Source organism: Microbacterium sp. MMO-10, assembly GCF_037148715.1.
In the GTDB taxonomy this organism is placed as follows: Bacteria; Actinomycetota; Actinomycetes; order Actinomycetales; family Microbacteriaceae; genus Microbacterium.
In genome coordinates, this window is sequence record NZ_JBBCSV010000004.1 from 606,920 (window position 1) to 627,184 (window position 20,265).

The 20,265-nt window shown below is 72.4% G+C and carries 17 protein-coding genes; 9 read left to right on the forward strand and 8 right to left on the reverse strand.

What is annotated here, in order from left to right:
- Positions 1-15 precede the first annotated feature (15 nt).
- Positions 16-804 carry a slipin family protein gene (locus WFJ17_RS15535; protein ID WP_251447079.1) on the reverse strand — a complete coding sequence of 263 codons (789 nt, stop codon included), beginning with the start codon at positions 802-804 and terminating at the stop codon, positions 16-18.
- Between the two features lie 181 nt (positions 805-985).
- Between WFJ17_RS15535 and WFJ17_RS15540 the strand changes: the two genes are divergently transcribed.
- From WFJ17_RS15540 to WFJ17_RS15550, 3 genes are read left to right on the forward strand one after another with little or no spacing between them, the layout of a single operon-like run.
- Positions 986-2,185 (forward strand): hypothetical protein, encoded by a 1,200-nt coding sequence (locus tag WFJ17_RS15540; RefSeq protein WP_251447081.1) that lies wholly within the window; start codon positions 986-988, stop codon positions 2,183-2,185.
- A complete protein-coding gene (locus WFJ17_RS15545; protein ID WP_336648884.1) occupies positions 2,182-3,300 on the forward strand; it encodes a hypothetical protein in 1,119 nt (372 codons plus the stop codon). The genes WFJ17_RS15540 and WFJ17_RS15545 overlap by 4 nt, the downstream gene beginning before the upstream one ends.
- Before the next feature lie 54 nt (positions 3,301-3,354).
- Positions 3,355-4,158: a carbon-nitrogen hydrolase family protein gene (locus tag WFJ17_RS15550; protein WP_292888642.1), complete on the forward strand. Its 804-nt coding sequence runs from the start codon at positions 3,355-3,357 to the stop codon at positions 4,156-4,158.
- A gap of 14 nt (positions 4,159-4,172) precedes the next feature.
- Here the strand turns inward: WFJ17_RS15550 and WFJ17_RS15555 are convergent, their stop codons facing one another.
- Positions 4,173-5,372, reverse strand: a complete 1,200-nt coding sequence (locus tag WFJ17_RS15555) for an aminotransferase class I/II-fold pyridoxal phosphate-dependent enzyme (RefSeq protein ID WP_251447087.1) — start codon at positions 5,370-5,372, stop codon at positions 4,173-4,175.
- Positions 5,373-5,470: 98 nt separating this feature from the next.
- On the opposite strand from WFJ17_RS15555, the gene WFJ17_RS15560 reads away from it, so the two are divergent.
- The 3 genes from WFJ17_RS15560 (at position 5,471) to WFJ17_RS15570 (ending at position 9,835) form a co-directional block, all read left to right on the forward strand.
- Entirely contained in the window at positions 5,471-6,940 is a 1,470-nt protein-coding gene (locus tag WFJ17_RS15560; protein WP_251447089.1) for a S1C family serine protease, read from the forward strand.
- Positions 6,941-7,091: 151 nt separating this feature from the next.
- Positions 7,092-8,387: a CDP-glycerol glycerophosphotransferase family protein gene (locus WFJ17_RS15565; protein WP_336648885.1), complete on the forward strand. Its 1,296-nt coding sequence runs from the start codon at positions 7,092-7,094 to the stop codon at positions 8,385-8,387.
- Complete coding sequence (locus tag WFJ17_RS15570; protein WP_336648886.1) at positions 8,384-9,835, forward strand: CDP-glycerol glycerophosphotransferase family protein; 1,452 nt, start codon at positions 8,384-8,386, stop codon at positions 9,833-9,835. Before WFJ17_RS15565 ends, WFJ17_RS15570 begins: the two co-directional genes overlap by 4 nt.
- Positions 9,836-9,871: 36 nt before the next feature.
- On the opposite strand, the gene WFJ17_RS15575 is transcribed toward WFJ17_RS15570, so the two are convergent.
- From WFJ17_RS15575 to WFJ17_RS15595, 5 genes are all read right to left on the reverse strand, one after another.
- Positions 9,872-10,909, reverse strand: a complete 1,038-nt coding sequence (locus WFJ17_RS15575) for a glycosyltransferase family 2 protein (RefSeq protein WP_251447282.1) — start codon at positions 10,907-10,909, stop codon at positions 9,872-9,874.
- 130 nt (positions 10,910-11,039) lie between these two features.
- Complete coding sequence (locus WFJ17_RS15580) at positions 11,040-12,419, reverse strand: sugar porter family MFS transporter (protein ID WP_292888632.1); 1,380 nt, start codon at positions 12,417-12,419, stop codon at positions 11,040-11,042.
- Positions 12,420-12,485: 66 nt separating this feature from the next.
- Entirely contained in the window at positions 12,486-12,791 is a 306-nt protein-coding gene (locus WFJ17_RS15585; RefSeq protein ID WP_251447098.1) for a hypothetical protein, read from the reverse strand.
- Positions 12,792-12,892: 101 nt separating this feature from the next.
- The gene (locus WFJ17_RS15590) at positions 12,893-13,891 is read right to left on the reverse strand and encodes a hypothetical protein (protein ID WP_251447100.1); all 999 of its coding nucleotides are present in this window, start codon (positions 13,889-13,891) and stop codon (positions 12,893-12,895) included.
- Positions 13,892-13,983: 92 nt separating this feature from the next.
- Entirely contained in the window at positions 13,984-14,676 is a 693-nt protein-coding gene (locus WFJ17_RS15595) for a phosphocholine cytidylyltransferase family protein (RefSeq protein WP_251447102.1), read from the reverse strand.
- A gap of 350 nt (positions 14,677-15,026) precedes the next feature.
- Here WFJ17_RS15595 and WFJ17_RS15600 point away from each other — a divergent pair, with 350 nt between their 5' ends.
- The 3 genes from WFJ17_RS15600 to WFJ17_RS15610 all read left to right on the forward strand — a co-directional run bounded on the left by WFJ17_RS15600 (position 15,027) and on the right by WFJ17_RS15610 (position 18,834).
- On the forward strand, positions 15,027-16,961 hold the full coding sequence (locus WFJ17_RS15600) for an ABC transporter ATP-binding protein (protein WP_336648887.1): 1,935 nt from the start codon (positions 15,027-15,029) through the stop codon (positions 16,959-16,961).
- 5 nt (positions 16,962-16,966) lie between these two features.
- The gene (locus tag WFJ17_RS15605) at positions 16,967-18,505 is read left to right on the forward strand and encodes a hypothetical protein (RefSeq protein WP_336648888.1); all 1,539 of its coding nucleotides are present in this window, start codon (positions 16,967-16,969) and stop codon (positions 18,503-18,505) included.
- Positions 18,506-18,567: 62 nt separating this feature from the next.
- The gene (locus tag WFJ17_RS15610; RefSeq protein ID WP_045272272.1) at positions 18,568-18,834 is read left to right on the forward strand and encodes a DUF3039 domain-containing protein; all 267 of its coding nucleotides are present in this window, start codon (positions 18,568-18,570) and stop codon (positions 18,832-18,834) included.
- A gap of 48 nt (positions 18,835-18,882) precedes the next feature.
- Here the strand turns inward: WFJ17_RS15610 and WFJ17_RS15615 are convergent, their stop codons facing one another.
- Positions 18,883-20,205: a nicotinate phosphoribosyltransferase gene (locus WFJ17_RS15615; protein ID WP_336629913.1), complete on the reverse strand. Its 1,323-nt coding sequence runs from the start codon at positions 20,203-20,205 to the stop codon at positions 18,883-18,885.
- Positions 20,206-20,265 lie beyond the last annotated feature (60 nt).

Consider the following 20,265-nt stretch of genomic DNA (forward strand, 5'->3'; position numbering starts at 1 on the left):
TCGCGGCCGCCGTCGCTAGTGCGCGCGCATCTGCGCGACCGCCGCCTCCCGATCGATCAGGTTCATCACGTCGCCGATCGAGTTCACGAGCGGGGCCGGCGCGATCACGAGCGTGTTCTTGTCCACGCCGATCTCGACGAGCGTCTGCAGGGTGCGCAACTGGAGTGCGAGGGGGTGCGACATCATCGTGTCCGACGCGGTGCCCAGCTGAGCGGCGGCGAGCGCCTCGCCCTCCGCGGCGATGATCTTGGCCCTCTTCTCCCGCTCGGCCTCGGCCTGCTTGGCCATCGCGCGCTTCATCGAGTCGGGCAGCAGGATGTCCTTGAGCTCGACGAGGGTCACCTCGACGCCCCACTCGACCGTCGTGACGTCCAGGATCTCGCGGATGTTCGCATTCAGCGCCGCCGTATCGGAGAGGATCTCGTCGAGGTGGTGCTGGCCGACGACCCGGCGCAGCGTGGTCTGCGCGATCTGATCGATCGCGGCGCGGACGTTCTCGATCGCGATCACCGACTTCACCGGATCCTGGATCCGGAAGTAGGCGACCGCCGAGACGCCGACGGTGACGTTGTCCTTGGTGATGATGCCCTGCGACTGGATCGGCATCGTCACGATCCGCAGCGACACCGGGATCAGCACGTCGGCGAGGGGGAGGATGAACCGGATCCCCGGCTCGCGCACGTTGTGCAGACGGCCGAAGCGCAGCACCACGCCGCGCTCGTACTGCCGCACGATCCGCGCGGACAGGAAGAACGCGATGATCGCGAGGATCACCACGACACTGAGGATGATGAGCGGGGTCATGGGGACCGCCTCCTCCGGCTCCGGTGACGTGCCGCGGGCCGTGCTCCCATTCTCCTCCCGCCCGCGGACGGCGGCGCCGTTCGGGGGCGGGATCGACGCAGGTCCGCGGGTGGGCCGCGCCTAGACTGGCCGGACCCGCCGCGCGCTCCGCGACGGCGCCGGCTCGAAGGGATCGCCGCACATGCCGAACGTGCTGATCCTGGGCGGTCGCGCCCCGGTCGCGCTCGATCTCGCCCGCCGCTTCGCGCACGCGGGCTGGACCGCGCGGGTCGCCGACAGCGCGCCCTGCCGGATCAGCGGATCCTCGGTGTCGGTCGCCTCGGTCGTGCGACTCGCCTCGCCTCGGCGCGAGCCCGAGCGCTTCGCCGCCGACCTGGAGGGGGCGGTGCGCGCGCACGCGATCGATCTGGTCCTGCCGACGTGCGAGGAGGTCTTCCACGTCGCGCGGTGGCGGCACCGGCTGCCCGAGTACGTGTCGGTGCTCGCCGAAGAGCTCGGCACGCTCCGCCGCCTGCACAGCAAGGCGGAGTTCCCGGTCCTCGCGGCGGAGCACGGGCTGGACGTTCCGGAGACCGCCCGGGTGCGCACGCTGCGCGAGGCGCGCGCATGGGCGCAGGGACGCGGCGTGGTGCTCAAACCCGAGTTCTCCCGGTTCGGCGTGCACGTGCGGCGGTATGCCTCGGGCATCCCGCGGGACGCGCCGGAACTGGGGGAGGGCGGCGCCTGGGTCGTGCAGGAGCTGCTCACCGGCGATGAACGGTGCTCCTACGCCGTGGCCCATCGGGGGCGCGTGCTGGCCCACGCCGTGTATCGCCCGCGATGGTCGATGCCCGGCGGTGCGAGCTTCTACTTCGCCCCCGCTCGGGACGACCTCATCCGTGCGGAGGTACGGCGGCTGGTGGCCGGGATCGGCTTCACCGGGCAGATCTCGCTGGATTGGATCCGGCAGGCCGACGGCCGGATCCGCCCGCTCGAGTGCAATCCGCGCGCGACGAGCGGCCTGCACCTGTTCGGGGCGGACGACCCGCTGCCCGCGGCGCTCGCCGGCGAGCTCGACGGCTGCATCGAGCCGATCGATCCGCGGCCGCGGATGATCGCGCCGATGATGCTCACCGAGGGCCTGCGCGAGGCCGTGCGAACCGGACGGATCGCGCAGTGGGCGGCGGACCGGCGGGCCGCAGAGGATGTGCTGGCGGTCGCCGGGGATCGCGCGCCGCTGCGGGGCGGGCTGCGCGACCTCGCCGGGCATGCCAGGCGGGCGCGCGCCGCGCGGCAGAGTCTGCGTGAGGCTGCGACGGCGGACATCGAGTGGGACGGCGATGAGGCGCGGCCGGCTCTCTCGGGGGCGCCGTCGGCCTCCGTTCCCGGCGGTCCGGAGTGAGCCGTCCCGGCAGCGTGCCGCACGCGCTCTTCGCGGAGAAGGCGCGGGCGTTCCTGGACGTGCACCGCGGGCAGGACTCCACGTACTTCGCCGGCAATCTCGTCACCCGGATCGACGCGGTGACGGCGGGCGACCTGATCCTCCCCGTCACCGTGAACGACGCATCAGAGCCTCCGGGCAACGCCTGGGTGTGCTCGCCCACCACCACCTACGGGCGGTACGCGCTCGAGGAATCGGAGCGGCTTCTTCCCGGGCTGCTGCGTCCTCCGCTGCGCGCGACGATCGCCGGCGTGGACCGCGGCATGCGGCGCCGACGCCTGGATCGGGCCGTGGCGGTGGACAACTGGCTGCTGAGCACGAACCTGCATCCCGACCTCGCCGGGATCGACCTGAACCGGCTCGTCCGGGAGGCACGGGAGCGCTGGCCCGAGCACGCGATCTGGATCCGCTCGCTGAACGCCGTCCAGCACCCCGACTGGCTGCGCGCGGCCGCGGAGGCGGGCTTCACGCTCATCCCGAGCCGTCAGGTCTACCTGTTCCGCGATCTCTCCGCGGCGCGCCCGAGCCGGGACCTGCGCCGCGATCTGCGGCTTCTCGACCGCACGGAGCTCACCGCGGTCCACCACGACGCTTTCACGGAGGAGGATTTCGCGCAGGCCGAGCGACTGTACGCGCAGCTCTACCTGCACAAGTACTCGACCTTGAACCCGCGCTACAGCGCCGCGTTCCTCCGAGCCTGGCATCGTGCCGGCCTGCTCGAGCTCGCGGGCTTCCGCGACGCGGAGGGAACCCTTCGGGCGGTGGTGGGCATGTTCGGGCAGGGCGCGGCGCTCACCGCACCCGTCGTGGGCTACGACACGTCCTGGCCGCAGCAGGCGGGCCTCTACCGTCTGCTGATGGCGCACGTGCTGCGCTCGACGCGGCAGCGGGGCGTCGAGCTCAACCTCAGCGCGGGCGCCGCGCAGTTCAAGCGGCTCCGCGGAGGGGAGCCGGCGATCGAGTACAGCGCCGTGCAGGCCGCCCATCTTCCGGCGGCCACGCGCCGCGCGATCGCCGCGCTCGGCGCGCTCGCGTCGCGGGTCGGAGTGCCGATCATGCGGCGCTGGGAGCTCTGACGCGGGCGCCGTCCCGGCCGGGCGCGGTCGTCGCCCGTACGGGATGATGGATCCATGTCCTCCGGATCCGTGATCGTCGCCGTCTGCCAGTTCTCGCCCGTGGCGGATCGCTCCGCCAACCGCGAGCGCATCGGCGCGCTCGTCGCAGGCGCGGCGGCGCGCGGGGCGCGGGTGGTCGTGCTGCCGGAGTACTCGAGCTACTTCGTGGACCCGTTCGACGAGACCCTCGCCGCGAACGCGGAGGACCTCGACGGCGAGTTCACCGGTGAGCTGCGCCGCCTCGCCGGGCGGTACGACGTCGTGATCGTCGCGGGGCTGGTGGAGCGCGCGGACGAGGGGCGGATCCGCAACGCGGTCGTCGCGGTGGATGCCACGGGCATCCTGGCGGTCTACCGCAAGCAGCACCTGTACGATGCGTTCGGGCAGACCGAGTCGCGGTGGATCGAGCCGGGCCGGGTCGGGGGAGCGGCGACGTTCGTCGTGGACGCCCTGACGTTCGGGCTGATGACCTGCTACGACCTGCGCTTCCCCGAGGTGGCGCGCACCCTCGTCGACGCCGGGGCCGACGTGCTCGTCATCCCCGCCGAGTGGGTGCGCGGTCCGCTCAAGGAGCACCACTGGACCACTCTCCTCGCGGCGCGGGCGATCGAGAGCACGGCCTACGTCGTCGCGGCCGATCACCCGGTGCCGGTGGGAGTCGGTCATTCCGCGGTCGTCGATCCGCAGGGCGTCGTCGTCGCCGGGGTCGGCACGGGGGAGGGGATCGCGGTCGCCGAGCTCGATCCCGCCGCGGTCGCACGGGTGCGCGAGGTCAACCCCGTGCTGCGATTGCGGCGCTACCGGGTCTCGCCGCGCTGATCGCGGCGCGCGGACTACCGCAGCCCGGCCAGCCGCTCCGACGCCTCGGCGATCACCTCGGGCCGCTTGCACGCGGCGAAACGGACGAGGCCCCGGTAGGCGTCGCGGTGCTCGGGGCGCACGAACGCCGTGAGCGGGATCGCGGCCACGCCGATCCGCTCGGGGAGGGTCCGGCAGAACGCATCCGCATCGACGCCCCCGATCGCGGTCGCGTCGGCGACGGTGAAGTAGCCGCCGTCGGGGCGGTGCACCTCGAAGCCCGCCGCGGCGAGGCCCTCCGCGAGCAGGTCGTGCTTCGCCCGCAGTCGTTCCGCCGCATCGGTGAAGAACGTCTCGGGCAGGCGCAATCCGACGGCGACCGCCGGCTGGAACGGGCCTCCGTTGACGTAGGTGAGGAACTGCTTGACGCTGAGCACGGCCGTGATGAGCTCGGCCGGCCCGTGGATCCAGCCGATCTTCCATCCGGTGACCGCGAAGGTCTTGCCCGCGGAGGAGATCGTGAGCGTGCGCTCGGCGGCGCCCGGCAGGGTCGCGATCGGCACATGCGGCGCCGTGAACGAGAGGTGCTCGTACACCTCGTCGGTGACGATGATCGCGTCGTGCGCGTGTGCGAGGCGCACGATCTCCGCCCGCGCGGCGTCGTTGAGCACCGCGCCGGTCGGGTTGTGCGGATCGTTCACGAGGATCACGCGGCAGCGATCCGTCACCGTCGCGGCGAGCTCCTCGAGGTCGGGCTGGAAATCGGGCAGGCGCAGCGGCACGGTGCGCAGGGTCGCGCCGCTCAGCGCCGCGATGGCGGCGTAGGAGTCGTAGTACGGCTCGAACACCACGATCTCGTCGGCGGGCCCGTCCACGAGCGCGAGGAGCGCCGCGGCGATCGCCTCCGTGGCGCCCGCCGTGACCACGACCTCGCGATCCGGATCCACCTCGAGACCGTAGAAACGATGCTGATGCTCGGCGATCGCCTGGAGCAGATCGGGCACGCCGCGCCCCGGAGGGTACTGGTTGGCGCCCTCGAGGATGGCGGTGCGCGCGGCCTCGAGCACTTCCGCGGGCCCGTCCTCGTCCGGGAAGCCCTGCCCGAGGTTGATCGCCCCGGTGCGGGCCGCGAGCGCGGAGATCTCGGCGAAGATGGTGGGGGCGACCTCGCCGGCCTCGGAGAGCAGGCCGGCGCCGGCCGCGGTGCGGCGCCATGCGCCCGGAAGGATTCCCATGGCGCCCAGGGTAACGCCATAGCGGAATCTCCCAGCGGGCATAAGAAAAACACAGAAACGGCCGTCAGTCTGTAAGGGCAAGGTTCGAAGGAGCAGACATGAACGAGCAGACGCCTCACCCCGACGCCGGACACTCCGTGCCCCCGGCGTTCTCGTCCACCCCCGCCGCCGACGCCGCCGCACAGGCCGGCGCGACGGCTCCCACCACTCCCCTCCCGCCGACCGGGATGTACGCGCCGCAGGGGCAGGCCCACCCGGCACAGCCGGGCAACCCCGGTCACCCGGGCGTCCACACCGGCGCCGCCTTCGGCGCGGCCGCGACCCCGACCATCGAGCACAAGGCGAAGAGCGGCGTCGGCGGCGGCAAGATCGCCGCCATCATCATCGCGGCGGCCCTGGTCGGCGGCATCGCCGGCGTCGGCGGCGCGGTCGGCTACGGCTCGCTGACCGCCTCGAGCTCGTCGTCCTCGAAGGGCGTGACGGGGCCCAGCACCGTGACCGTGAACAACCCCGAGTCCGTGTCGGAGGCCACGGCGATCGCGGCGAAGGCCGTGCCGTCGGTCGTGACGATCGAGGTCTCGGGATCCAGCGCCGCAGGATCCGGATCCGGCATCGTGCTCGACAAGCAGGGGCACATCCTCACCAATGCGCACGTGGTGACCCTGGACGGCGAGGTCTCCGACCCCGCCATCACGGTGACGACCTCGGACGGCCGCATCCTCGAGGCCACCGTGGTCGGGATCGACGCGACCTACGACATGGCGGTGATCCAGGTCAAGGACGGCTCGAGCCTGACTCCGATGGAGTTCGCCGACTCGTCCAAGCTCAACGTCGGGTCCATGACGGTCGCCGTCGGCGCGCCGCTGGGGCTCTCCAACTCCGTCACGACCGGCATCGTCAGCGCGCTCAACCGCAGCATCCAGATCCAGTCCTCGGCGGCCCCGTCTCAGGGCTCGAGCGGCGACCAGCAGCAGAGCCCGAACCAGGACGGCTCGCAGCAGCCGTTCCAGTTCGACATCCCGGGCCGCGGCTCCGGCTCGCAGAGCTCCGCCGCGACGATCTCGATCTCGGTCATCCAGACCGACGCGGCGATCAACCCCGGCAACTCGGGCGGCGCACTCGTCGACAGCGACGGCAAGCTCATCGGAGTGAACGTCGCGATCGCGAGCGCCGGATCCTCGTCCTCCTCGTCGGGACAGTCCGGCAACATCGGGGTCGGCTTCGCGATCCCGTCGAACATCGCCAAGCGCATCGCCAACGACATCATCGCCGACGGCAAGGCCACGCACGGCCTGCTGGGTGCGACGGTGCAGGACGCGAGCGCTCAGAAGGGCGCGACGGTCGTCGGCGCGGCGATCGCGTCGGTCACGAACGGGGGCGCCGCGGCGAACGCCGGCATCCAGGCGGGCGACGTCGTCACGGGCTTCAACGGGAACCCGATCACCGACGCCAGCGACCTGACCGCGCAGGTGCGCTCCGTCGCCGGGGGGAGCACGGCCACGCTGACCGTCGTCCGCAACGGTCAGAGCCAGGAGATCAAGGTCACCCTGGGGACCCTCGCCCCGTGAGCGGCCGCTCCTGATCCTTGCGCTGAGGAAGACGCCACCCGCGACACGTCGCGGGTGGCGTCTTCTCCGTCGGGGGCGCGAATCCGCGCTGTGGCCGGGACGGCGGCGCTCTCCTTTTCCGCACCGAGTCCCCGGCCGGTAGGCTCGCGGGGTGGCGTCCTTCTCCTTCCGTGCGGGTAACGCCGGCAAGCTGCTGAGGATCCCGCTGTATCTGCTCGGCAGGCTGGGAACCCTCGTCGTCCCGCGGGGGCGGGGCTGGGTGATCGGGTGCGGCGCCGGCATCGGCGACGGCGCCCTCGCCCTCTGGCACGCGGCCGTGGAGAGCGGTCTCGAGCCGCTCTGGCTGACGGGGTCCGAGCGCGAGCGACGCGATGCGGACGAACTCGGCATCAGGTCGATCCCGAAGAGCGGTCTGCGCGGCTGGTGGGCGACCGCCCGGGCCGGAGTGGTCGTGGTCACGCACGGCTTCGGCGACGTCAACCGGTACGCCACCTCGGGTGCGTTCCCACGCCCTCCTGTGATCGTGCAGCTCTGGCACGGCATCCCGCTCAAGCGCATCGGGCTGGACTCCCCGGCCACCGTGCAGAGCGCGTTCCTGCCGGGCTTCGTCCCGCTGCAGCGCCTGCTCGGGTTCCTGTACCGCGGCCAGACCCGGCGCATCCGGGTGCTCCCCGCCGCATCCGACCGGTCCCGCGGGCGCCTGGAATCGGCGTTCGCCCTCGGCGTCCGGCAGGTTCTCGTCACCGGCGAGCCGCGCGTCGACGTGCTCTCCGCCGGGGATCCGGAGGAACGCCGAGCGCGCGCGATCGCGCGACGGGACGCCGCGGTCGGACCGATCGCGGACAGCGCGCGCGTCGTGCTGTACGCGCCCACCTGGCGGGACGGGGCGCCGGACCCCTCGGTCCCGACCGCTGCGGAGTGGGCGGATCTGCTCGGCGTGCTGGAGCGCACCGACAGCGTGCTGCTCGTGCGCTCGCACCCGCTCGGCGAGGGCGACTACAGCCCGCCGGTCCCCACAGACCGCGTGCGGATGATCGGTTCCTCGACCGTCGCGGACATCACGCCCGTGCTGCCCGCGGTCGATGTGCTCGTGACCGACTACTCGTCACTCGCCTATGACGTGGGGCTGCTGTCCATGCCCGTCGTCTATCTCGCCCCGGATCCCGAGGAGTACGCCGCCGCCCGCGGCTTCTACGGGACGTACGCCGAGGTCGCCGGCGGCGACCCTGCGAGCGACTGGGCGGAGGCCGGGGGTCAGCTCGAGGCGACCCTCTCCGACGTCGAAGAGCGCGACCGCCGCGCCGAGCTCTCCCGCGCGCTCAGCGCGCGCATGCACGCCCATCGGGACGGCCGGAACACGGCCCGCGTCCTCGGCGCGATCCTCGCCCGTACCGGCGACGCCAGGAGCGCCGCCCGCCCGACCCCCGCAGCGAAGGGAACCCCATGACGAGCCGCGTCACGAGCGTCCGCGTCGACGAGGAGCAGCAGGCGCTGCTGATCGGCGGAGAGGGGACCGCTCCCGCCGAGATCGAGCTCGCCGGCCGCCGTGCCGTCTCCCGGGCCGGCGTCGATGCGGACCGGGACGACCCCGGCTGGAGCGCCGTGCTGCCGCTGCAGGCTGCGCGATGGGGCGGGCCGGTGCTCCCGCTGCCGAGCGGCGACTACGCGCTCCTGCTCGACGGACGCGCGGTCGACGTGCCCGTGCTCGAGACCGTCGTGCTGGCCGGGCTCCGCGTCGGCGCGGACGGCGCCGTGCGCATCGACCCGCCGGTCGACCCGGTGTACGAGACCGCCGAGGGGCGGCTCGCCCTGGAGGGGCGCTACGCCGCGCTTCCCGGCGCGGGGGAGAACGCGGTGTTCTTCGAGTCCTTCTACGGGCAGTCCAGCGGCTGCAACCCGGGCGCGATCGACCGCGAGCTCGCGGCGCGCGCCCCAGGAGTGACCCGGTACTGGAGCGTGGTCGACCTCTCGATCCCGGTCCCGGAGGGGGCGATCGCGGTCGTGGAAGGATCGCCGGAGTGGTGGCGGGCGCGTGCCGATGCACGGCTGCTCGTGGTGAACGACTGGCTGCGCCGCCGCTTCGACCGCAAGCCCGGGCAACGCGTGCTCCAGACCTGGCACGGCACGCCCCTCAAGCGTCTCGCCCTGCATCGCCCCGGCCTGCACCCGCGGCGCTGGCTCGCCGTGTTCCGCGAATCGCGACGCTGGGACGCCCTGCTCGCCCAGAACCCGTACGCGGAGCGGGTGCTGCGCAAGGCCTACGCCTTCCTGCAGCGGCCGGTGTGGGTGGACGGCTACCCGCGCAACGATGTGCTCGTCACCGGCGATGCCGCGCGCATCCGCGATGCGCTCGGCATCGGTCCGTCGGAGCGGGTGCTGCTGTACGCGCCGACCTGGCGGGACGACCGGTCGGAGATGGTCGACTTCCTGGATCCGACCGCGCTCGCCGAGGCCGCCGACGCGGTCGTGCTCGTCCGCGGCCACTCCCGCACCATCCGCCCCGGCCGCGACCAGGCCGGATCCCGGGTCATCGACGTCACCGGCTATCCCGATACCGCGGAGCTGCTGCTCGCCGCCGATGCGCTGATCACCGACTACTCGTCGGTGATGTTCGACTTCAGCGCCACCGGCAAGCCCATCTACTTCCTGGTGCCGGATCTCGAGCACTACCGCGGCAAGCTCCGCGGCTTCTACTTCGACCTCCCGGCCCGTGCACCCGGCCCCCTTGTGCGCACGCAGGAGGAGCTCGTGGCGGCGCTCTCCGACGTGTCGGCGGTCGCGGAGCACGCCGCGTCCTACGTCGCCTGGCAGGCGCAGTTCAACGGCCGCGACGACGGGTCCGCGTCCGCGCGGGTCGTCGACCGGATCCTGGATCTCGGCTGGCTCGACGGCTGAGCCGTCCCGCCCGGGGCCGCCGAGCGCGGAGGCCGCTCAGGGCAGCGGGGTGTTCCGCGTGCCGAGCCGTGAGGTGTCGACCGTGTCGTGCGCGCCGCGCAGCACGCCCATGAGGAACCCGAGCCCCCAGGAGAGGTGCATCGTCGGCAGCACGGCGAGCGTCCAGATGCGCTCCCGCGGGCTCCGCGGCGGATCGGTCGGGCGCCCCGGAGCCAGCGCCATCGCGATCACGAGCAGCGCATAGGCGACGAGCGGCAGATACACCGCCGACGCGATCACGCCGGCGACGCCCGAGAGGACGCCCGTGAGCTGCAGCACCCCCGTGACCACGGCGAGCGCGAGGAGGACGAGGAGCGCCGGGGGCGCGAAGAAGCGCACGCCGTTGCTGCGCCCGTAGCGGCGCACCAGCTCGCCGCGCCAGGCTCCGGTCGAGCGGAACTGCCGCGCCAGCCGGATCCAGCTCTCCCGCGGCCAGTAGGTCACCGCGAGCTGCGGATCGAACCACACCGCGTACCCCGCCTGGCGGATCCGCAGATTGAGCTCCCAGTCCTCGCCGCGGCGGATCGACTCGTCGAACAGGCCGACCTCGTCCAGCACGCTGCGGCGCATGACGCCCAGGTAGGCCGATTCGGCGGCTCCCTCCCTGGTCCCTCCGTGGTAGCTGCCGCCGCCGAGACCGACCGGCGAATTGTACGCGCGGGCCACGGCCGCCTGGAACGGGGTGCGGCCGTCGGCACGCATGACCCCTCCGACGTTCGCGGCGCCGGTTCGCTCCAGCGTCTGGATCGCGCGCCGGGCGTACCCGGGGGAGAGCTCGGAGTGCGCGTCGACCCGGATGATGGTCGGATGCGCGCTGGCGCGGATCGCCGCGTTGAGGCCGACCGGGATGTCGGCGGCCGGGTTGTGCACGATCCGCAGCCGCGGCTCGCGGGCCGCCAGGCGCTCGGCGAGGTCGGTGGTGCCGTCGGAGGACGGGCCGAGCGCGAGCACGAGCTCCGTGGGGCCGTCCACGTCCTGCGCGAGCACCGACTCCACGGCGTGCTCGAGATAGGTGCGCTCGTTCAGCACCGGCATCACGAACGACACGCCCGCGCCGGACAGCGGGGCATCCGCGCCGGGGGAGGACGGGTCGGGGTGGCTCACCCGTCGATCCTTGCACGTCCGGCCTGCAAGACCGGCGGGAGGGCCGTCCGGGCGCGTCGGGCTACCAGCGTCCGCCGTTCTGCCAGTACTGGCCGATGTCCTCGAGCGGGCGCCCCTTGGTCTCGGGAGCCAGCCACACCACGAAGAAGAAGGCGAGGATCGCGATCACCCCGAAGGCGGCGAAGGTGCCCGCGCCGCCGAGGGCGTTGAGCATCGTCAGGAAGAGCGCGCCGACGATGACGTTCGCCACCAGGTCGCTCGTCAGCATCACGCTCGCACCGAGCGAGCGCAGGTGCGCCGGCATCGCCTCGCCGGCGTAGACCCAGACCAGGGAACCGAAACCGAACGTGAAGCCGGCGGTGAAGAGCACGAGTCCGATGAACCCGGCGATCGTGAGGGCGCCGTCGAAGTGGCCGCCCCCGATCGCGAACACGATCACGAGCAGCAGGTTCGCCAGGATCATGGTCCCGATGCCGATCAACAGCACCGGGCGGCGCCCCATCCGGTCGATCACGAGCAGGGCGATGAAGACCGCGACGAGCCCGGCGACCTGGACCAGGGCGGAGAGTCCCAGCTTCACGATGTCGTCCGTGAACCCCATCGCCTCGAAGATCCGGGGGCTGTAGTAGACGATCGCGTTGATGCCGGTGAGCTGCACGAAGAACCCGAGTCCGACGACGAACAGCGTGGCACGGAGGAACGGCTTGCGCAGCAGATCGCGCCACGATGCGGTGTGCGCGGAGGCGAAGCCCGCGGTGATCGTCTCGATCTCGGCGTCGACGTCGATCTCGGGGCCCTCGATGCGGGCGAGGGTGGCACGGGCCTCCGAGGTGCGGCCCTTCATGACGTACCAGCGCGCGGTGTCGGGCAGGCGCAGCAGGACCAGGGTGATGACCACGCCGGGGATCGCCGCGAGCCCCAGCATCCATCGCCAGCTCTCGGTCGGCGCGAGGGCCATGGCCACGAGGTAGCCGAGGATGATGCCGGAGACGGTGGCGACCTGGTACAGCACGAGGAACGCGCCGCGCGAGCGGGTGGGCGCGGACTCGGCGACGAAGACCGGGACGACGACGACCGAGACGCCGATGGTGAGTCCGAGCAGGAAACGGGCGGCGACCAGCACCCACAGGGCCGGGGCGAGACCGGACAGCAGGGAGAACACGGCGAAGGCCAGGGCGACGGCGACCATGGTCGGCTTACGGCCGATGCGGTTGGCCAGCGCGCCGCCGAAGAGCGCCCCGAGGATCTCGCCGACGACCACCGTGGTGGTGACCCAGGACTGCGCGGCGGGATCGAGGTGGAAGTCCTTGGCCAGGTACAGCATCGCCCCGCCGATGTTGGAGGAGTCGTAGCCGTAGATGATGCCCACGGTTGCGGCGGCGACGCCCACGAGCAGCGCCAGCCGTGTGGTGCGGCTGTTGCCGGTCAGTGCAGAGCTCATGATCCCGTCCTCGTTCTCGGCGCTCCCCGGGGAGCGGATTCGAGAGTACCGCGGCGGCCGCGGCGCTCAGACGACGAACCGCCAGACGTACTCCAGGCCGTCTTCCGGGCGGAACCAGGCCAGGGTGACGACCACGTCGTCCACGTCGGTGTCGCACAGGCAGATCTCCATCTGCTCGCCGGGGCGCACCCTTCCCCAGAGCAGGGTGCGCCCCGGATTCGTCGAGGTGCGGGCGAAGGCGCGCACGAAATCGAGGCCGCCGTCGGCGTTGGTCACGACCGGATGCGTGCGATCGCGCCGATCGACGCGCCAGGGCACAGGGTACGAGACGTCGGGGAACCGTGCCGACGGGGGATCGGATGGGCGGGTCATGGCGCCACGATAAGAGCGGGTGCCGACGGCTCGGCGCCGTCGGACGCGGTCGCGACGACGGCTGTGCAGAACTCCTCCGGAAGCGCCGCTGTGCGGACCGCTCAGAGCTCCCGATCCGGCGCCGTCGGATGCAGTTCCGGGCCGGGCGCCTCGGGTGCCGACACCGGCGCGGGGCGGCGTCGCACGACCTCCGCCGCGCGTCGGCCGACCACGCCGACGCCGCGCGCCGCGGATCCGGCCGCTCCGGCGACGGCGGCGCCTGCGAGCTGCGCACCCCGGGCGATCCTGCGCTCGATGCGCTGGGCGCCCTCCTGCGGTTCGAGCTCGGCGGGCAGCGTCTGCGGCGGGAGCCCGAAGGCACGACGGGAACTGGTCAGCACGCGCCGCCCCAGCACGTGATTGCCCGCGCCGCCGATCACCGCCCCCACGCCGAAGGGAAGCGCCTTGCCGAGGAACGAGGCGCCGCCGACGCCGGCGAACTGCTTGATCAGCATGCTCTTGAGCCGGTCGGCCAGCGGACCCACCGCCGCCCGGGGGAGGGACTTGGTCACGAGCTCGCCCCAGTAGGCGGGACGGCCTGCGCCCTTGCCCGTCGCCTGCCCGGCGAGCTGGCGGATCAGATCCACGCCCTCCTTGCCGAGCATGAGGGTCATCACGAGCGCCCTGGCGCGATCGGGATTCTCCACGGTGATGCCGTGGACCTCGGCGATCGACTGGGCGAACAGCGCCGTCGTCTCGACGAACCCCGCGGTCTCGACGCCGGACAGCGCGAGGGTGACCCCGGTGCCGATGCCGGGGATCACGGCCGTCGCGCCGACCGCGGCTCCTCCGGTCGTCACCGCGGCGAGGTAACGGCGCTCCAGCAGCGTGATGATCTGCGACGGTGTGGCGTCGGGGTGCCGCAGCCGGATGCTGCGGATGTGCGCGAGCACGAGCGGACGCTGCACGGCGAGGACCCGGTCGAGACCGCGGATGTGCATCGGGTGCTCGGAGGATCCCGCCGGAGGCAGCCCGCCGGCCCACGGGGCGTCGTCGGGCAGGGAGTGGATCCGCTGCACGGACTGGTCGCGCTTGCTGCGCTTCGCATCGCTCTTCCCCATGGACCAGAGCCTAGGACGGCTCCGTCTGAAGATCGGCCGTTAACGCGAGCGGGCCCGTGCTTATCGCACGGGCCCGCTCGGAGGGAGGGGGGTCAGACGAACAGGTTCGCCCGCTCCAGGTCCTCGGCGAAGTCGACCTCGACCGCGTAGAGGTCGGAGATGTCCATCGGCTCCAGGAGGAGGCCGTTCTCGACGATCGCCAGCTCGAGGCCGCGCTCGAAGTAGTCCTGGTCGTCGACGCGCTGGAGCTGGCGCAGGAACGCCTGCTTGTCGCGCGAGGAGACGTAATTGATGCCGACGGCCTCGCCGATGCCGCCCTTGACGGTCTTGGAGAGCTCCTTGATGTATCCCTCGGCGTCGACCGTATACTTGACCTCTTCGTCGCTCACCTTGGCGGTGTTGACGGTGACGAAGGACTGGTCGCGCTCGATGAACGCGATCGCGCGGCCGAGGATGCGCGGGTCGAAGACGACGTCGCCGTTCATCCAGAGCACGCCGCTGCGTCCGGTCGCGGAGAGACCGCGCAGGAGGCTCTTGGACGTGTTGGTCTGGTCGTAGCGCTCGTTGTGCACGTAGTTCACATCGGGGAAGGCCTCGATGATCGTCTCGGCGCGGTAGCCGACGATGGTCGTGATGCGCACGTCTTCGCCGAAGGCCGCATGGATGTTGTCGTGCTGCTGCTGCATGATCGAGCGTCCGTCGTTGAGCTCGGTCAGCGGCTTGGGGAGGGAGCGCCCGAGGCGCGAGCCCATCCCGGCAGCCAGAATGATGGTCTGAAGAGTCACAGAAATGCTCCTGTTACGTGTGTTCACGGTCAAGTCACCGATGGGACACTTCCTCGTGCCAGAAGCCATGGTATCGATCCGCCCCGCGCGGGACATGCGGAGGAGGGGCGAGATGCCATTCCGTTATCGAGTGCTCGGTGCATTCCCAGGTTCGTCAGAGGATCCGGTTCCGGCCTCGATCACGTCGGTTCGGGTCGTCGCCCCCGTCCTCGCCGTCGTCGGTTGATACCGTGAAAGGCATGACCGGAGCATCCCATGACCCCCGTGCGCCCAAGGATTCCTCTCCTCCCTCGAGGCCTCGCCGGACCGCCTCCGGCACCTCAAAGGAGTCGGCCGCGCAGACCGCGCGCGTGAAGGCCGAAGGGGAGGCCGCTGCCGTGCGCTCGGCCACGGCCAAGCGCACGGCAGCGCGCACGACCGCGGCGCGCACCGCCGCGACGAAGACCGCGAACGAGAAGGCGGCCGCCGCCAAGGCGCAGGCCGCCTCCGAGAACGCCAAGGCGCAGGCGGCCAAGGTCGCGGCGGTCAAGGCCGCGACGCCGGCTCCCGCGCGGACGGCGCGCACGACGACGAAGAAGGCGACGGCCGCGAAGAGTGCGACGGCACCCGCCGCAGCGTCGGGGGGCGCCGCGGACGAAGGCGCCGGCGCTGCGCCGAAGCGGCAAGCCGCGAAGACCTCGACGGCCCGGACCGCAGCGGCCAAGGCCGCGACACCGCGGACCACGACCGCGAAGAGCACCGCCGCGAAGACCACGGCTGCGAGGGCCACGACGGCGAAGACCGCGGCCGCGAAGACCACGACGGCGAAGAGCACCGCCGCCGCGAAGAGCGCCGCCGCGGGGGAGAGCACCACCGCGTCGAGGACCGCGGCCGCGAAGCGCACCCCGGCGAAGAGCACCACCCCGAAGGCCACGACTGCCCGGCGGGCGCCGCGGAAGGCTCCGACGGCTGCCGCTGCGGCCGCGATCGCGGGTGAGGCGCCCGCCGCCCCCGCCGAGCCGGAGACGACCGTCGACGAGACGACCACGACCGCGGACGAGGCGACCTCCTCCGCGGAGGAGACGACCACCTCCGCGGAGGAGACGACCACGACCGCGGACGAGGCGACCTCCTCCGCGGAGGAGACGACCGCCACGGTGGATGACACAACCGCCGCCGGCGCCGGAACCGTCCCCACCGCGGAGGAGGCGACCCCTGCGGCGGACGAGACCGTCGAGAACCCCTCGCCTGAAGGGAATGCCGCAGGGCATGATGCTTCTGTGGACAGCGATTCTGGGGCGGCTGGGCCGGTGGGGGAAGCCACGTCGAGGGCGGCGGAGGCGACGACGGACGCAGCGGCGACGGAAGCCGAGCAGGTGCCGGTCGCACCGACCGCGCCGGAGAGCACGACGGCATCGGAACCGGCCGTGGCGGACGAGCCGTCCGACCCCGTCGGGATCGGCGCCGAGAGCGCGGCCGCTCCGGCACCGTCGGCGCCCGAGCCTGATGCTCCGGGCGAAGACGACCGGGTACCGGCGTCGCACGAGGGTCAGGCGCTCGTCGTCCGCGGGCTGGTGAAGCGCTTCGGGGACACCGTCGCGGTCGGCGGCATCGACCTGACCGCCCCCGCGGGGTCCTTCTACGGCATCGTCGGCCCGAACGGCGCGGGCAAGACCACCACGCTGTCGATCATCGCGGGGCTCCTGCGCCCGGACGCGGGGACGGTGCTGATCAGCGGCATCGACCAGAGGGCCGACAGCGCCGCGGCGAAGAAGGCGCTCGGTGTGCTGCCGGACCGGCTGCGCACCTTCGACCGGCTCACCGGCCGACAGCTGCTGCACTACTACGGGCTGCTGCGCGGCCTCGCCGCCGATGTCGTCGAGAAGCGCGTCGCGGATCTCGCCCGCGCCTTCGATCTGACCGGCGCGCTCAGCCGGGTGGTCTCCGACTACTCCGCCGGCATGACCAAGAAGATCATGCTCGCCGGTGCGATGATCCATTCCCCGCGCGTGCTGGTGCTGGACGAGCCGTTCGAGTCGGTCGACCCGGTGTCGTCCGGCGTCATCCTCGACATCCTCCGTGCGTACGTCGCCCACGGCGGCACGGTCATCCTCTCCAGTCACGGCATGGACCTGATCGAGCAGGTCTGCGAGAGGATCGCGATCATCGTGGGCGGAGAGGTCCTCGCCGAGGGCACCGTCGACGAGGTGCGGGCGGGCCAGACCCTCGAGCAGCGGTTCATCGAGCTGTCCGGCTCGGCCGGCGAGGTGGAGGGCCTGGAGTGGTTGCACACGTTCTCCGCCTGAGGCTGATGCTCGCGCTCGGCGCCCTGCGCGGCGATCGCAGCCGGGTGGCCAGGACGGTGGCGGCGCTGCTGCTCACCGCCGCCGCGACGGCCGTCGCCGTCATCGCCATCCGCAGCCTGTCGCAGACCTCGGAGGCTGCCGCGCACACGGTGATCGTGCTGGGCAGCTCGGCCGTGGTGCTGGGCTTCTTCGTCGCCCCCATCCTCGCAGGCTCGGTGGATCAGCTGGATCCGCGCCGCTTCGCCGTCTTCGGCGTCGACGAGCGGCGGCTCCCGGCGATCCTCGCGCTCGCCGCCTTCGTCAGCGTGCCGAGCCTGGCCCTGCTGCTGGTCCAGGGGGCGGTGGTCGGGGTCGCGATCTCGTTCGGCGCGCCGTGGGCGGTCGCCGTGCTGTCCGGACTGGTCACACTCGCCACCGCGGTGCTGGCGGCGAGGGCGGGGATGGCGCTCAGTGCTCGACTGCTGCCGGAGCGGCGCTCGCGGGAGCTCACCGCGCTGTTCGCGCTCGCCGTGATCGTGGTGGCCGTGCCGGTGGGCGTGTTCGTCGCCTCCCTCGGCTGGGCCGGCGCGGTTCCGCCGCTCCTGCACTCGGCGGCCGCGGTGCTCGGAATGACGCCCCTCGGCGCCTCCGCGGCCTTCCCGTTCCTGGTCACCGCAGGGCAGACCGGCGCCGCCTGGGTGGCCGGGGTCGTCGCCGTGCTGAGCGTCGTGGGTGTCGCGGCAGGCTGGCTCGCGCTCGTGCACCGTGCCCTGACCACCCGGGAGCGGCCCACTGCGGTGCGCGAGCGACCCGGCCTCGGCTGGTTCGCGCTGCTGCCGTCGAACGCGTTCGGCGCCGTGGCGGCGCGGAGCCTCGTGTACTGGCTGCGTGATCGCCGCTACATCATCAACGTCGTGATCGTGCCCGTCGCCGGAGTGCTCACCGCCGTGCCCCTGCTCGTCGCGGGTGTGCCGATCTCGGTCGCCGCGGCACTGCCGGTCGCGGTGATGGCCCTGTTCTTCGGATGGCTGCCGCACAACGACGTCGCCTACGACTCCACGGCGTTCTGGATCCACGTCGCCAGCGGCGTCCGCGGGGTGCCCGATCGACTCGGACGCCTCGTCCCGGTCGTGCTCATCGCCGTCCCGACGCTCGCGGTGGCGATCCCGGTCACCCTCGCGGTGATCGGACGCTGGTCGCTGCTCCCGGTGCTCATCGGCGTGGTGACGAGCCTGCTGCTGACCGGCCTCGGTCTCTCCAGCGTGGTCTCGGCGGTGGCGCCGTACGGCGTGTCCCGTCCCGGCGACAGCCCTTTCCAGCAGCCGCAGCGCTCGCGCGGCGGCGCGCTGGGCCAGGCCGGGGCCCTGATCGGAGCCGTGGTGCTGAGCCTGCCCACCCTTCTGCTGGCGTGGCACGCGCTCACCGACGACACGGCGTCGACGGCGCCGGCGCTGTGGATCGGGCTGGTCACCGGCGTGCTGGTCCTCGCCGCGGGCGTCCGCACGGGCGCCTGGGCGTTCGATCGACGCGGTGCCGAGCTGATGGAGTTCGTCGAGACGGTCTGAGCGGATCACGGATCCTCGATCGCGCGGCGCCCGAGCGGCGCCGCGCGATTAGACTCGCCGTCATGAGTACCCCGCTGGACGCCCCGGATCAGGGCGGCGTCGCCACCCTCGATCGCGAACTCGAGCAGCTCCTCAACGAGGAGCTCCAGGAGCCGGGAGACCACGAGCGGTTCTCCCACTACGTGAAGAAGGAGAAGATCCTCGAGTCCGCTCTGACCGGCAAGCCCGTGCGGGCCCTGTGCGGAAAGAAATGGACCCCGGGTCGTGATCCGGAGAAGTTCCCCGTGTGCCCCACCTGCAAGGAGATCTACGAGTCGATGGTCGGTTGACGACCTTTCGACGCGTCGCTCCGCCTCTCGATCGGGAAACGCCCGGGTCTAGCGGACGTCCTCGAAGACGGTGGGGATCGCCGGATCCGACTTGCTGAGCGCGAGGGCGCGCACCGGCAGTTCCTCCCGCACCCGGAGGTGGTGCTCGCGGGCCGCGACGGTGCCGGCGGGGCCCTCGAACGCGGTGTCGATCTCGCCGCCCTCGACGAGGGTGACCTGCAGCGGACGCCCGTCGGGGTGGTCCTGCGCACCCAGCTCTTCGAAGCCGTCGGCCACGAGCACGGTCTCGGACTGCGCGACCCCGTCGGCCAGCACCCGGAACGCGGCCTTGCGCCCGCCCTTCGAGGCCTTGTCCGCCGAAGCCTTGGCCACCGCGACCCAGCCTCCGTCCGCGCCCTGGCGGGCGACGAGCTTGTAGACCATGCTCGCGGTGGGGTAGCCGGAGCCGGTGACGACCGAGGTCCCGACCCCGTAGGCGTCCACCGGCGACGCGGCGAGGGCAGCGATCGCGTATTCGTCCAGATCGCTGGTCACGGTGATCCGCGTGCCGGTCGCGCCGAGCTCGTCGAGCTGCGCGCGCACCTCGGCCGCCATGATCGGCAGGTCGCCGGAGTCGATGCGCACCCCGCCCAGCTCCGTGCCCGCCACGCGGATGGCCGTCTCGACGCCCTGCCGGATGTCGTAGGTGTCGACGAGCAGCGTCGTGCCGGTGCCGAGCGCGGCGATCTGGGCGCGGAAGGCGTCCTCCTCGCTGTCGTGCAGCAGGGTCCACGAGTGCGCCGCGGTGCCCATCGTGGGGATGCCCCAGGTGCGCCCCGCCTCGAGGTTGCTGGTGGCGCCGAAGCCGGCGATGAACGCGGCCCGCGCGGCCGCGATGGCCGAGTCCTCCGCGGCGCGCCGGGACCCCATCTCGGCCAGCGGGCGCTCTCCGGCGGCGATGCTCATCCGCGAGGCCGCGGTCGCGACGGCCGAGTCGTGGTTCAGCACGCTCAGCGCCAGGGTCTCCAGGATCACGGCGTCGGCGAAGGTGCCCTCGACGGTGAGGATCGGGGATCCGGGGAAGTACAGCTCGCCCTCGCGGTAGCCGCGGATCGTGCCGGAGAAGCGATAGCCCTCGAGGTAGCGGAGCGCCTCCGCATCCACGACCTTCGCGTCACGGAGGTAGCGCAGCTCCTCGTCGCCGAACCGGAAGTCGCGAAGCAGGGAGAGCAGGCGCCCGGTGCCGGCCACCACTCCGAAGCGGCGTCCGCCGGACAGACGCCGGGAGAACAGCTCGAACACGCTCTGCCGCGAGGCGGTGCCGTCGCGCAGCGCCGCCTCCAGCATCGTGAGCTCGTAGCGATCGGTCTTGAGGGCGCTGGACGCGGTCATGGCGATCAGCATACGGGCGCGGGGCGCGACCTGCGCGTGGGGACGCGTGCGCCGACTAGG